Origin of the sequence: Sphingomonas sp. SORGH_AS_0879 (genome assembly GCF_030819175.1) — a bacterium.
Lineage (GTDB): Bacteria > Pseudomonadota > Alphaproteobacteria > Sphingomonadales > Sphingomonadaceae > Sphingomonas.
Map to the genome: position 1 here is coordinate 2,219,501 of NZ_JAUTBJ010000002.1, position 13,609 is coordinate 2,233,109.

Here is a 13,609-nt window from a genome sequence, read left to right on the forward strand (position 1 = left end):
GTCGATGGCCTGTCAACTCAAGCGGTGAAGGCACGTTCCGGTTGCGTGAATTTTCCGTCACGACATTCCAAGTTGCTGGCGCCGTTGTTCAAATCTCCAGCCTCAGCGACGCGCGAACGGTTCGGGGGGCACCCGGATAGATCCACAACCGGCTGTAGGAGCTGGCCGCATAGCGCGCGTCGAACAAATTGTCGGCCTCCAAACGGAACCGCAAGCTGTCGGTCACGGGCGCTTCGATGGCCGCCTTCGCCTTGGCATATTCGGGCAGGACCAGCGGCTGGGCGTCGAGCGATCCCGCCCGGTCGCCGACATAGGCGACACCGCCGCTCAACTGCCATTCCCGTCCGGCAAAGGGCAGGCGGTGGACGACGAGGACGGTACCCGAATGTTCGGGCACGCCGAGGACGGCGGGCGTGGCGAAGCTCTTGTCGTCGTTGCGCGCATCGACCCAGCTATAATTCGCGATGACCTGCCAGCGATTGCCCAGGCGCAGCGACGCATCCGCCTCGATCCCCCGGCTGTTCAACTGGCCCACGGGGGCGTTGAAGCCCGGATCGACGGGATCGGTCGTCAGGATATTGCTCTTGGAGATGTCGAACCAGGTCATTCCGACATCCAGTCCGGCCCAGCGTCCGGCGATGCCGACTTCATAGCCACGCGCTTCCTCGGGCTGGAAACCTTCCCCGGTCCGTCCGGTCCCTGAGTTCAGCAGGAAGGACTCGCCCCAATTGGCATGGACCGAAACATGGTCGTCCACGGCATAGCGGGCGCCCGCGCGGAACTTGACCGGCTGCTCGACGATCCGGCCCACGCCGCCGGTCTGGTTGTTGACGATCTTCTGCCGATAGGGATCGACCCGGGCACCGCCCACCAGGGTCAGCCGGTCGGTCACCGCCCACATGTCCTGGACATAGACCGTCCCCGCCCAACGGTTCTCATCATTATTGGTGAAGGGCAGCAGCGGCGCAGTGGTACCGCCGTAGCTCGATGCCGGATCGTAGAGATCCACCGCATAGGGCGACGCGGCGGAGGGATTGCGTCGCATCCACCGCTCGCCATAGGTCATACGATAGCCCTTGAGGCCCAGGCTGACCTGGTGCCGCCCGATCCGCCCGGCCAGTTCCATCCGGGCGGCCAGATCGTCGATCACGAAGTCGCGCGACCGCCGTTGCCGCCAGACCTGTGTGCCAACGATCCGCGACTGATCCGCCGAGAAGCCCTTGAGCGATCCGGTCCGCCAGACGATGCCGCCATTGAGCGTCCAGCCGTCACCCAGTTGCGCCAGTCCCGTCACCTGATGCCGCTCGTTGCGGAAGCGGGTGAGGCCGTTCGACGGCTCGCCATAATAGTTGGAACGGGGCAGGGCGTTGGCATCGTTGCCGACGGCCGGAATACCCCGGTCGAAGGGCGTGTCGAACTGCATGAACTCGGCGAGATAGGTCAGCCGTACCGCGTCGCTGGGCCGCCAGGTGAGCGAGGGCGACACGACTCGGCGGCGCAGCGTGATCGTGTCGCGCCACCCGTCGCTATCCTCCGCCGCGACGACGATGCGGGCGGCCAGGCTGTCGGACAGCGGCCCGGTGGAGTCGATCTCCGCGCGCCGGGTATTGAACGAGCCATAGGTGATCGTGGCCCGCGCGGCGGGCGCGAAGCGCGGTACCTTGGACACGATGTTGACACGGCCACCCGGATCGATGTCGCCGAAGATCGCCCCCGCCGGGCCTTTCAGTACTTCGATCCGCTCGACGGTCGCCGGATCGCGCGGCGGCACCATGCCGCGATTGGCGATGAACCCGTCGACATAGAATTCCGCACCGCCGTCCGGTGTGCCCAGAAAGCCCCGGATCGCGAAATTGTCGAGCACGCCGCCGCGATTATTCTGCTGGCTGAACCCGCTGACGAGTTCCAGTGCATCGTTCAGCCGATAGGTTCCGGCCGCCTGCAACACATCCTGCTCGAGCGATCGGCTCGACTGAGACATGCGCTCGGTCGCCGGATCGGAGGACAGGGTGCGGTCGATCGTGCTCCGTGTTCCGAGCACCACGATATCGCTGCGCGTCTCGGTCTCCTCGCGCGCCTCCCCCTCCTTCTGTTCCGCCAGCGCGGGGGTCGCACACCATGCCATTGCCAAGCCCAATGCGGAGATACGAAGACGCGAACTGGCCAGTGCAGTGAACATGGATGCTCCAGATAGGGAAGTGTCGACTACCCCTTGATGAAAGGGTATGTTGCAACGTCTCATAATCAGCGAGCGTGGCAAATCAACTGCTCAATTTGGAGGCAGCACGGTGGGGCTTGCCGGTCGAGCCATAAGATAATGGCCCGGTTTTCCTGCGAAAACCGAGCCATTGCCATGTGTCGCCTGAAGCGAGCGCCGTCAGTCGGAGCCGAAGATATCGCGTGTGAACAGCTTTTCGGGGACATCGGCCAGTTCGGGCGCGTTGCGGTTGGCGATGATGACATCGGACTCCGCCTTGAACGCGTCGAGATCGCGGATCACGCGCGATCCGAAGAACCTGGTCTTCCTCCAGCGCGGGCTCGTAGACGATCACTTCGATGCCCTTGGCCTTGACCCGCTTCATGATCCCCTGGATCGACGACTGGCGGAAATTGTCCGATCCCGCCTTCATGGTCAGGCGATAGACGCCCATCTTGCGCGGTGCGCGGGCGATGATCTGATCCGCCAGGAAATCCTTGCGGGTGCGGTTCGCGTCCACGATCGCGCGGATCAGGTTCTGCGGCACTTCCGAATAATTGGCGAGGAGCTGCTTGGTATCCTTGGGAAGGCAATAGCCACCATAGCCGAAGCTCGGATTGTTGTAATGCGTGCCGACGCGGGGGTCGAGGCCGACGCCCTCGATGATCTGGCGCGTGTCCATGCCGCCCGCGATCGCATAGCTGTCGAGTTCGTTGAAGAAGGCGACGCGCATGGCGAGATAGGTGTTGGCGAACAGCTTGATCGCCTCGGCCTCGCGTGCGTCGGTGAACAGGACGGGGGCGTCCTTCTTCTCGGCACCCTGGACAAGCAGTTCGGCGAAGATGCGTGCCCGCTCAGACCGTTCGCCGACGATCACGCGCGACGGATGGAGATTGTCGTACAGCGCCCGGCCTTCGCGCAGGAATTCCGGGCTAAAGATCACCTGCGTCGTGTTCAGGCGCGCGCGGACGTCGTCGACGAAGCCGACCGGGATGGTCGACTTGACGATGACGGTCGCGTCGGGCGCATGCTCCTTCGCCAACTGGATCACCGCCTCGACCGAGCCGGTGTTGAACTTGTTCGTCTCGACGTCATAGTTGGTCGGCGTCGCCACGATGACATAGTCCGCAGCCGCCAGCGCCTCGGCCGCATCGGTGGTCGCCGACAGGTTCAGCGTGCGGTTGGTCAGGAACTCCTCCAACTCGGCGTCGATGATCGGGGAGATGCGCGCGTTGACCTGCGCCACACGCTCTTCCGATATGTCGACCGCAACGACCTGATTATGCTGCGCCAGGAGAACGGCATTGGACATGCCGACATAGCCGAGGCCGAAAACAGCGATCTTCATTCGTCAAACCCCATATCCGTGGGTGGAGCCCGTTCAGGTCCGGTACGTCACTGCGACTAGCCGTCCCGGTCGATCGACCACAACCCCATTTCATGACGCGAAAGACAGGCAATTTGCCCAAGCGCGGGACTTTTATTGTTAAGCACTTAACCCTTGTCCCACGCTCCAGGAAATTAATTGATGCTGCAGTGCGATGCAATCTTGACTTTTCCGAACGTGCGAGGGTCCACCCCGGTTTAGCGATGGTGGACGCCTGATTAACGGCGCGTTGCCAAAAATTCAGGCTTTTCGACCTATTCCACGGTGAGACGCTGCTGCGGCGCAAAATATCTAGTCCCGCAGCGGCCTTGGGGCTACATTCTGCCTCATTCAAAGAAATCAGGGCAGGTCGGCTATCATGGATATGGGAAGATTCCATAGCAAGGCGCCGATGCAGAGGGTAAGGCGCTTGAGTATTCCAGCTTCGATATTGCGCTTTCGGGCGCTGATTACCCTCATCCTGATAGATTTGATCTGTGTCGCGGCAGGTTTTGCTGGAGCCGCCTATTTCCGCTTCGTCCTTTTGGGTCACACCCGCTGGACGCTTGCGATTGTGACATTGTTGTCAGTTTACTTCCTGACTTCCTTCTCGATCCGCGCCTATGATCAGGAAAACCTGACCAATCCGCGCCATGCTGCAGCGCAAGGTGCCAAGGCGCTGCTGCTCTCGGTCTGTGCGGTCATCCTGGTGGCCTTCGTTTTTCAGGCCAGCGAGGATTTTCCCCGCGTCGTCATAGCCCTGGGCGCGCTGATCGGGACCCTGCTGATCGCCTCCGCCCGTTATGCCTTCGTCCGAAATATGGCACAGCTTATCGGCGGCAACCCCTTTACCGTTATGCTGCTTCACGATGGCCGCTCGCCGATTCCGCAGGGAGAGTTTTCGCAGGTCATCGAGACCGGCGATCGTTTCGACCCCAATCTGCACGACCCGATCATGTATGATCGCCTCGCCCGGCTGGTCGCCAGTGCCGATCGCGTCGTGGTGGCATGTGCGCCCGATACGCGGATCGCCTGGGCGAATGCGTTGAAGGGGACGGGTGTCCAGAGCGAGATCTTCGTACCCGAACTCAGCCAGCTCGCGCCGCTCGGCATCTCTTCCTGTGCCGCGACGCCGACCATGATCGTGGCGGTCGGGCCGCTCGGTCTTTTCGATCGCTTTCTGAAGCGTCTGTTCGATATCGCGGTGTCGGGACTGGCACTGTTCCTGCTCGCGCCGGTGCTGGGGATCATTGCCCTGCTCGTTCGCCTGGACAGTCCGGGGCCGATCCTGTTCCGACAGGTTCGCATCGGATGGGGGAACGAGATGTTCCACATCCTCAAGTTCCGCAGCATGTATGTCGAGGGCAGCGATGGGGCGGGGCATCGCTCCGCCTCGCGCGATGACGACCGCATCACGCGCGTCGGGCGGTTCATCCGCATGACAAGCATGGACGAGCTTCCCCAGATCATCAACGTGCTGAAGGGCGATATGAGCATCGTCGGCCCGCGCCCCCATGCGCTGGGTTCGCGCGCGGCCGAGAAGCTGTTCTGGGAAGTCGATGGGCGCTATTGGCAGCGCCACTCGGTCAAGCCGGGCTTGACCGGTCTGGCGCAGGTGCGGGGGTATCGCGGTGCCACCCTGATCGAGGACGATCTGCGCAACCGACTGCAGGCCGATCTCGAATATCTGGAGCATTGGTCGATCTGGCGCGACATACGGATCGTGCTTCAGACGTTCCAGGTTCTGCTCCACCGCAACGCCTATTGAGGATGCGGCGGGGACGGAGGGCCTCGCTTGGCCCCTTGGTTCTGGCCGAATAGCGCGATCGACGTGGCCGATCTGGAGCGGACTTGCGGCTGTTCTCCCGTCCATCGGACCAATGAGATAAATCGCATTCCTGCCTAATAGGGTCCCGAATGGGGAAGGGGGCCCTACTTATCCCTTCAGCTTCGACGGCGCATATTCCTGATAGGAATGGCCCAATATGCCCATGGTCAGCCCGGCCCCCCGCAGCAGGTGGACCATCGCCCGTCCGCCCCAATAGGGCGAAACCAGCATCGCGGGCGACATCGCCGCGCCCAGGCCCATGCGGACCACGCCACGGGCCAGTTGCTTGGCCTTCTCACCACGCGACCCCTCGATCCGGGTCGCGACGGCGAAGGTGTTGCCCAGCCGATACTGGCGCTGCCGCTGCCACTTCATGGTCAGCCGGTTGACCGGGAACATGTCGTAGACGAGCGCCTGATCCGACCAGTGGATTCGGATACCCCGTCGCCAGGCCTGGTTGAAGAACAGATAGTCGCTGCCGCCGGTGAAGCGCATCCGCGCATCGAAGCGCAGATCGAGTTCGCGAAACCGCGCCAGATCGAACATGACGTTGTTCGACGCCGCGAAGTTCAGTCTCTGGCCCTCGGCATAGCGTTTGCGATCGTAAAGACGGCTGCGACGCAGCCAGTCGTCCACCGGCCCCTCGAAAACGGGCTCGATCGGTCCATAGACGCAATCGGCGCCGGTCGCCTCGCGCGTCCGCAGCATCGAATCGAGCCAGCCATCGACCGGCCATTCGTCGTCGTCCAGGAAACAGAAGAGCTCGGTCCCTTCGGGCGCGCTGTCCATCGCGCGATTGCGGGCGATGGGGATGCCCTGCTGCGGCTCGACGACATAATGGAGGTCATATTCGGGGCGACCGGCATGGGCCATCACCGCCTCTCGGCTGCTGCCCGACGCGTCGTTATCGACGACCACGATGCTGAGCCGCCAGGGTCGCGCGGGGTCGCAATGCTGGTTCCGCATGATGCGAAGCAGCTTGTCGATCCCCTCCGGTCGCCGAAAGGTCAGGACGCCCAAAGTGATGTGGATCGGGGCGCGGTCGGCGGACATGGCGCTCACCGGCCCAGCAGCGACCGGGCCGCGCCGGTGATGCGCTTGCGGATGACCTGCGTCGTCAGATTCTGCCGGGTCCAGCCCATGCCGCGTGCCTCGCGTGCGACGCGATCGATCTCGGCCAGCGTGTCGGTAATGCCCAGATGCGCATCGGCTATGCCGCCGGTGACCAGGCTCTTGCCCATCCGGCCCAATCCGTCGAACCGACGCGCCAGATGCAGGCCGGTCGCCATCATGATCTGCGGCTTCAGCGACTTGGCGCGATCAGTGTTGGTGTAGCGATTATTCTCGTGCAGCCGCTGGAAGGTCAGCGGGGTCTCGACCAGCACGCCTGGTGCCAGATAGGCCGCCGCGAACTTCAGGTAATTGTCGCTCAGCACGACGTCGTCGGCCAGCGGCATCGGCAGGATCTGCGACAGGATCGACCGATGGAAGGTCAGGCCGGACGTCGGAACGGGCAGGGTCGGGAAGCCACCCGCGCGCATCGTCTCGCGCTTGTCGATCGGCGTGATCGCGATCTCGTCGGGAACCGCCCCGCCTTCGTCATTCGTCACGCGGTCGAAACACCAGCCGACCTGCCGCTGGGCATAGATGTCGGCGATGCGCGTCAGTTTGCCGGGAAGAAAGAAATCGTCCGCGTCGAGCATCATCAGCACGTCGCCGGTCGACGCCGCAAAGCCCGCATTGAAGCTGGAGGCCTGTCCGCCATTGGGCTTGAGCACCGGCGTCACCGCGTCGCCATAGCTGGCGATCACCGAACGGGATTCGTCGGTCGATCCGTCATCGACCACGATGATTTCCGCGCCGAGGTGATTTTGCGACAACACGCTGTCGATGCAGGCGCGCAAATACCGGGCATAATTATAATTGTTGATGAGGACCGACAGCTTCATTGCACTTCCCCGTTTGCCCTCAAAAACATGTCGCTCTGCAGCATTAGCATAAGCGGGCGCATGTCCGCGATGACGAACCATTGCTGTCCCATAAGAAAATTCATTCCGGCTGATCCGCCGTCACCGCCTCGTCGGCACCGATCCGGCCATAACGGGCGACGATGCGCAGGTTGCTGCGAATGACGCGCGCGGGATTGCCGGCGACCAGCGAATTGGGGGGAACGTCCTTCGTCACCACCGATCCCGAGCCGATGACGCATTCGTCTCCGATCCGAATCCCCGGCAGGATGATGCTGCGCGCGCCGATGAAGCAGCGACGGCCGATCCAGGTGTCCAGGTACAGGCCGCGCGTCAGATCATGCGTCAGGATCGCCGCGTCGAACGCGACGTAGCTCTCCTCGCCGATATGCAGCCCTTTCGGGTTCGTCCGATCGAACTTCGCCGATAGGGAGAATTGCGCGGTGGGGTGGATGTCCATCCCCCAGAACCGGACATACCAGAAGCGCTTGGCTTCCACGAAGATGTTGCGCAGCTTCTTGAGGCGGTTGAGGCCCCATTGCGGCTTGGCTCCGCTGGTGCGTGCCACGATCAGTTCCTCCGATAATCCGCGAGGACGCGGTCGTAATAGTCTTCGAGCAGGCGGGTCTGCGCATGCAGGTCGAAACGCTCCGCCACCCATTCCGGGGCCCGCCGATGGAAAGCACACCAGCGGTCGTCGTCCGACAACAGGCCACCGACGGCGTTGACCATCGCGGCAACGTCCCGCTCTTCCGCGAGCAGTCCGGTGCGCCCTTCCTCCACCGCCTCGCCGACGCCGCCCGAACGGAAGGCGATCACCGGGGTGCCCACCGCCTGCGCCTCCAGATTGGCGATCCCGAATGCCTCGGCATGGCCGTTGTCCAGCGTCACGCTGCCGTGCAGATAGAGTTGCGCCCGGCCCAACTCGGCACGGATCGCGTTCTGGCTGAGGCGGGCGTGATGGGTCACGCGCGGCAGGTTGGCGCGGGCATAGTCCAGCGTCACCGCCGCTTCGGGGCCGTCGCCGATCATCACATAATCGACCGGAACGCCCCGAGCCGCGACGCGGGCCAGCGCATCGATCATGTAGCGATAGCCCTTATACTCGACGAAGCGCGCGATCGACACGACGCGGCCCGGGATGCGGGGGCTGGGATCGGGGTGGAAGAGGCCGCGATCGACGCCGATATAATGGCGATGGATGGACTCCGCCGGGAAGCCCAGGTCGAGCAACCGGTCGCGGATGAAGTCCGAAACCGCGATATGATAACCGCCCGCGCCCGCCATCTGCGCACGCCCCTTCGCAAAGAAGCGGACCTGGTTGAACCCGCCCGGCTTTTTCGGATCGCCGCGATAGGTCGCGTCGAAACCGTGGAAGGTCGTCACCAACGGCTTGTCCATCGCTCGGGCGAGCGGGGAGAGGACATAGCCATTCTTGCCGAAATGCGCATGGATCAGATCGGCACGGGCCAGCGGGGGAAACAGGGCAGGCGCCGCGATCCGTGGGATCTTCAACAAAAGCGACCCCGCCTTCATCAGCGGCGAATTCGCGATGGAATGGACGGGCAGGTCGGTTTCCGCACCATGGCCGTCACCCATGCGCTGGCCGACCAGAAATTCGGGCGAATAGCGTTCATAGCCGCGCGCCTGCGCCAGCACGAAAGCCTGACTGGGTGGAAGAAAGCGCTCGACGAAGATCGCGACACGCTTGCCGTCACGGCTCGGTGCGGCGCTCATCGGCCGGGCCCCGCCTGACGCAAAGCGCCCGCCAGCGCATCGAGCGCGGGCAGGGGCACCATATTCTCGTCATAGAGCAGCGCGCGGGCGCGACAGCCATGGCCCTGCGCCGCCTCGGCCTTGCTGAACTTCTCGCGAAGACCCCAGGTCGTCACCCCGCGCAACGTGCCCGAGGCCGATACGGTACGGACGAGGTCGGCGAAGGTCCGGCCATAGACGTCGGGATCGGGATCGCGCAGACGATGCGCGAACTTGCACGACCCGTCCATCTCCGTGATGTAGGTGCCCAGACCCAGCCGCTTGGTCTCACGCAGGAAGGCGCTCAGCGCGGGAGCGTCGAGGCGGTCGAAACCGGGACGGAAATGGGCCTGAAGGCCGATGGCATGGACCGGGACATTGGCGGCGCGCAATTCCCGCAACATGTCGAGCATCATCGCCCGCCGCGCATCGTAATTGGCGCCCGCCTTTTCGAGATGGGTTTCGTTGATGACGAGCGTCGCCTTCGGATCGGCCCGGTGCGCGCGCTCGAACGCCTCGCGCACATGGTCCTTGCCGAGCAGGCGATAGAAGACCGACGGTCGCCACTGGGCGGAGTCATATTCCATCACTTCGTTGACCACGTCCCAGGCATAGACCTGACCGCGAAAATGGCCGACCGTCTCGTCAATATGACGGTTCATCGCGTCGCGAAGCTCGGCGGGATCGGTGATCGCGTCGACCCAACGGGGCACGCGGTACCAGACCAACGTATGGCCATAGAGGCCCGCACCGATCTCCTTGGCGAAGGCGGCGATCTTGTCCGCATCGTTGAACTGGACATGGCCCGGCTGCTTTTCGGTGCCCACCCATTTCAAGGCATTGCGCGGGGTCAGCGACGAGCAATGGCGGCGAAACAATTCGCGCATGGCGGGGTCGCGCAAATCCTCGATATCGATCGCCGCGCCGAACCGGATCCCGCGCGTGAGATTGCGCAGGCTGAGGTCGTCGGCCGCCGCGCTCGGCCTCCCCATCGTCAGCGCCGTCGCGCCGCCACCCAGGAGCAATCCACGCCGGGTCAAGGCCATGTCCTTGGCACCCTTCGCCATTACCGCGCCCCGGCGCTGCGGATGATCGAATCGAGATGCTGCATCAATCGCTGGCGCCCGGGCGGGACCACGTCGCCACCCGGGGGCGGCGCGAGATCGCTGGCAAGAAGCGTGTGAAGCTCCTCTGCGGTCCGCGCGACATAGAGGCCGGGCCGCCCCTCCAGCTGCGACACGGTCGCCATCTGGTGATCGTTGCGATGTTCGCCATGCGCGGCGAGGCGCGGGAAGAGAATGGCGGGGCGACCGACCCGCTGACAGGTCAGGATCGTGCCGATACCGGCATGGGCGACCACGACCCGCGCGCGCCCGAAATAGGCGTCGACATCCAGCGGGCGGATGCGCGGACTCCATTCGATATTGCGGGGGACATAGGTCGACTTGCCGGTCTGGGCGAAGATCGGTTCGTCCAGGGTCGGGGCGATGGCGTCGATCGCCTCGATCAGCCGGTCGAAGGGCAGTTGCGTGCCGACGGTGACGAAGATCACAATACGGCCCCCGCGTGATGCGGCCCGTTCGGCTTGGCGAGATGGGACCATTGGGTCAGCCATTCGGTCGCGACGAATCGCGCCAATGTCCCACTTTTGGACAGTTGCTCGACATTGGCGACGCTGTCGATCCACACGGTTCGCGCGCCGATCAGACGTCCGGCGAGAAGACAGAAGAAACCAGGGGCCGCGCCGGTGGAGATGATGACGGCGGGACGTAGCGAGAATACGGTGCCGAACGACCGGATGAGGCACTTGAGGCTTTGAAGGGGTTCGTTGCGGTTGCAGTCGGGCAGGACGATCCCGTCGGTGATGCCCGCTTTTTCGAGCAGGTCCGGCTCGGTCGTCGCGAAGCGGGTGGCATGGGTGTCGAGCATGCTGCGGAGCAGCATCATCTGCTCCCAATGGCCGCCCTGCGATGCGACCGCGAGAACCCGAGGGCCTGATCGGCCGTCTGCGGATTTGCCGTTCAAAGCCATCTCGCAACCTCCCATTGCAAAGGGCGATCCTGTTCGCCCGACACCCCGCGACATGCGGCGTGTCTTTGAGGCGGTAGCCTATATCAGGTGCTTCGTAACCCGCAAAAGCCAACATTTATGGGACAGTTGCGGTGCAGCAAAATTTGCCCGAAGACGGTGCCGGCTGTACGGGCGCGCCTGTCCTATGACGGATCGGTGGCGTTCCGGGGGACGATGCGCATTACCTTGCGTCAAGGTCGGAGACACCGGTACACAGCCGGATGACCAACCACGGCGCAGGATATCAAATGGTCGGGACGGAGATACGAGTATGAACCCGCTGGTGCCTGTCGAACAGGATTCGGCCAAGATCATCGATATCGGCGCGGTCATGAATGCGGTCCGTCGGCGTATCATTCCCATCGCGATCACGATGGCGATCGTCCTGGTGCTCACCGCGATCAGCTACAAGATGGCCACCCCGCGCTACAGCGCCGAAGGGCAGGTGGGTATCGAGCGGACCAACGAGGAAATCGTCAACGCGCAGCAGGATCAGCGCCAGCAGCCGCTGACAACAGACTCGTCTTCGGTCGACACCGAAGTCGCGCAGATCCTGTCACCCGAAACGCTGGGGCGCGTCGTCGACCGGCTCGGCCTTGCAAAGAACCCGAACTTCGTCGGCACCGATCCGCTCGATCCGACGACCGCACGGAACAACGCGATCGGTGCGCTGACCGGGCAATTGTCGGCGAAGCGTGCGGGCACCTCCTATGCGATCGACGTCAGCTTTTCGTCGACCGATCCCGTTCTGGCGGCAAAGATCGTCAACACGGTCATGGACGAGTATCTGAACCGTCAGCAGATCCAGAAGCGTGACGAGCGGAACAAGGAAATCGCCCTGCTCAGCTCGCGCATCGCCAGCGCGCGCGGCGAATTGCAGGGTGCCGAAACCGAGGTCGCCCGTTTCCGTGCCGCGACCAACCTGGTCGATATCCAGAACCAGAGCACCAATGCGCAGCAGTCGATCGCAGTGCTGAACCAGCAGCTGGCCGACGCGCAGGCGCAACAGGCGGTGGCGGAAGCGCGCAACACCGCCCGCAGCGCCAGCAGCGCGGGCGCGGGGTCCGCCGTGACGTCGCCCGTGTTGCAGCAGCTCCGTACCGAAGAGGCGGCCTTAAGCGCGCAGCAGGCGTCGCTGTCCGAGCGTTATGGCGACCGCCATCCGCAGGTCATCGAAATCAACGAAAAGCTGCGCGAAACGCGCCGTCAGATCACCAGCGAAACCGCGCGGGTCCGCCAGAGCCTCGCCGCCGAAGCGGATGTGGCGCGTCGCCGGACCTCCTCGATCGTCTCGTCGCTGGGTGCGCAGAAGGGGCAGTTGCTGGAGGGCAATGCCGCCTCGGTCCGTCTTGGCGAATTGGAACGCAAGGCGACGACGCTGAAGGGCCTCTACGAGGCGCTGCTCGAACGGTATCAGCAGGCAGTCGCCCGCCAGGGCACCGAGCGTAGCGCGGCGTACATCATTGCCCGTGCCTTCGTTCCGCAAAAGCCGGACAGCCCCAAGAAGATCGTCTATGGCGGCGGTGGCCTGCTCGCCGCGATGCTCGCGGGGGCGCTGGTCCTTGCCGGGCTCGAAATGGCGGAGAATGGCTTCACCACGCGCCGCCAGGTGGAGCGGGCGCTCGGCCTGCCGGTATTGGCGTCGATCCCCGACCTGAGGACGCTCGACCGCAACCGGATCAAGTCGCCGACTCCGGCGACGATCAGCCATCATCTGGTGGAGCATCCGGGCAGCGTCTTCTCCGAGGCGTATCGCTCGATCCGTACGGCGTTGAAGGTCGGGCGCGAGGAGCAGTCGGTGAAGGTCGTCGCCATATCCTCGGCCCTGCCGGGGGAAGGCAAGACCTCGACCTCCTTCTCGCTGGCGCGTTCCTCGGCGCTGGCGGGGATCACGACGGTGCTGGTCGATTGCGATCTGCGTCGCCAGGCAACCAGCCGCCAGATGGAAGGTGCGATTCAATACGGGCTCGCCGACCTGCTGCGTGGCGAGGCGACGCTGGATCAGGTGCTGGTCCGCGACAGCGCCAGCGGAGCCTTCCTGTTGCCGCAGCGTCCGACCACCGGCGACACCGGCTATGACTTGATCGCGTCCAGTGCGATGCAGAACCTGGTCGAATTGCTCCGTGAGCGTTTCGATCTGGTGATCCTCGACACCGCGCCGTTGCTGGCGATCGCGGACTCCCGCGCGATCGCCTCGATGGCGGATGTCGCGCTGCTCGCGGTCCGGTGGCGCAAGACGCCCGCTCCCGCGGTTCGACTGGCGCTGGACCATCTGTCGATGGCGGATGCGCGCATCGGCGGTATCCTCATGACCATGGTCGATTTGAAGGCGCAGCGTCGCGCGGGTGCCGGTGACGAGCTCCGTTATTACGATCGTTATTCCAGCTATTATAACTGATCCCTGGGACCAGCCGGATCGGTAGCGA

The 13,609-nt window shown here is 63.9% G+C and carries 10 protein-coding genes and 1 pseudogene; 2 read left to right on the forward strand and 9 right to left on the reverse strand.

The genetic code is table 11. The features are described from left to right. Nucleotides 1-88: 88 nt before the first annotated feature. Nucleotides 89-2,179, reverse strand: coding sequence for a TonB-dependent siderophore receptor (locus tag QE379_RS11115; RefSeq protein ID WP_307000502.1), 2,091 nt, complete (start codon nucleotides 2,177-2,179; stop codon nucleotides 89-91). 198 nt (nucleotides 2,180-2,377) lie between these two features. Next, a pseudogene (locus tag QE379_RS11120) lies at nucleotides 2,378-3,545 on the reverse strand (nucleotide sugar dehydrogenase). Nucleotides 3,546-4,146: 601 nt separating this feature from the next. Between QE379_RS11120 and QE379_RS11125 the strand changes: the two are divergent. Continuing rightward, nucleotides 4,147-5,331 carry a sugar transferase gene (locus QE379_RS11125; RefSeq protein ID WP_307000503.1) on the forward strand — a complete coding sequence of 395 codons (1,185 nt, stop codon included), beginning with the start codon at nucleotides 4,147-4,149 and terminating at the stop codon, nucleotides 5,329-5,331. 168 nt (nucleotides 5,332-5,499) lie between these two features. On the opposite strand, the gene QE379_RS11130 is transcribed toward QE379_RS11125, so the two are convergent. From QE379_RS11130 to QE379_RS11160, 7 genes are all read right to left on the reverse strand, one after another. Further along, the gene (locus QE379_RS11130; protein WP_307003178.1) at nucleotides 5,500-6,444 is read right to left on the reverse strand and encodes a glycosyltransferase family 2 protein; all 945 of its coding nucleotides are present in this window, start codon (nucleotides 6,442-6,444) and stop codon (nucleotides 5,500-5,502) included. 5 nt (nucleotides 6,445-6,449) lie between these two features. Next, nucleotides 6,450-7,340 carry a glycosyltransferase family A protein gene (locus QE379_RS11135; RefSeq protein WP_307000504.1) on the reverse strand — a complete coding sequence of 297 codons (891 nt, stop codon included), beginning with the start codon at nucleotides 7,338-7,340 and terminating at the stop codon, nucleotides 6,450-6,452. A 100-nt stretch (nucleotides 7,341-7,440) separates the two neighbouring features. Further along, entirely contained in the window at nucleotides 7,441-7,926 is a 486-nt protein-coding gene (locus tag QE379_RS11140) for a DapH/DapD/GlmU-related protein (RefSeq protein WP_307000505.1), read from the reverse strand. A 2-nt stretch (nucleotides 7,927-7,928) separates the two neighbouring features. Beyond that, a complete protein-coding gene (locus tag QE379_RS11145; RefSeq protein WP_307000506.1) occupies nucleotides 7,929-9,095 on the reverse strand; it encodes a glycosyltransferase in 1,167 nt (388 codons plus the stop codon). Next, the gene (locus tag QE379_RS11150; protein WP_307000507.1) at nucleotides 9,092-10,159 is read right to left on the reverse strand and encodes an endo-1,4-beta-xylanase; all 1,068 of its coding nucleotides are present in this window, start codon (nucleotides 10,157-10,159) and stop codon (nucleotides 9,092-9,094) included. The genes QE379_RS11145 and QE379_RS11150 overlap by 4 nt, the downstream gene beginning before the upstream one ends. 20 nt (nucleotides 10,160-10,179) lie before the next feature. Next, entirely contained in the window at nucleotides 10,180-10,665 is a 486-nt protein-coding gene (locus QE379_RS11155; protein ID WP_307000508.1) for a glycosyltransferase, read from the reverse strand. Continuing rightward, nucleotides 10,662-11,060, reverse strand: coding sequence for a glucuronosyltransferase (locus QE379_RS11160; protein WP_307000510.1), 399 nt, complete (start codon nucleotides 11,058-11,060; stop codon nucleotides 10,662-10,664). The genes QE379_RS11155 and QE379_RS11160 overlap by 4 nt, the downstream gene beginning before the upstream one ends. A gap of 394 nt (nucleotides 11,061-11,454) precedes the next feature. On the opposite strand from QE379_RS11160, the gene QE379_RS11165 reads away from it, so the two are divergent. Then, nucleotides 11,455-13,581, forward strand: a complete 2,127-nt coding sequence (locus QE379_RS11165; protein WP_307000513.1) for an AAA family ATPase — start codon at nucleotides 11,455-11,457, stop codon at nucleotides 13,579-13,581. Nucleotides 13,582-13,609: the final 28 nt, after the last annotated feature.

Excerpts from the sequence above, each read along its gene's own strand:
- QE379_RS11130 (WP_307003178.1), bottom strand. The coding sequence starts at position 6,444 with ATGTCCGCCGACCGCGCCCCGATCCACATCACTTTGGGCGTCCTGACC.
- QE379_RS11145 (WP_307000506.1), bottom strand. The coding sequence starts at position 9,095 with ATGAGCGCCGCACCGAGCCGTGACGGCAAGCGTGTCGCGATCTTCGTC.
- QE379_RS11165 (WP_307000513.1), top strand. The coding sequence starts at position 11,455 with ATGAACCCGCTGGTGCCTGTCGAACAGGATTCGGCCAAGATCATCGAT.
- QE379_RS11150 (WP_307000507.1), bottom strand. The coding sequence starts at position 10,159 with ATGGCCTTGACCCGGCGTGGATTGCTCCTGGGTGGCGGCGCGACGGCG.
- QE379_RS11160 (WP_307000510.1), bottom strand. The coding sequence starts at position 11,060 with ATGATGCTGCTCCGCAGCATGCTCGACACCCATGCCACCCGCTTCGCG.
- QE379_RS11135 (WP_307000504.1), bottom strand. The coding sequence starts at position 7,340 with ATGAAGCTGTCGGTCCTCATCAACAATTATAATTATGCCCGGTATTTG.
- QE379_RS11115 (WP_307000502.1), bottom strand. The coding sequence starts at position 2,179 with ATGTTCACTGCACTGGCCAGTTCGCGTCTTCGTATCTCCGCATTGGGC.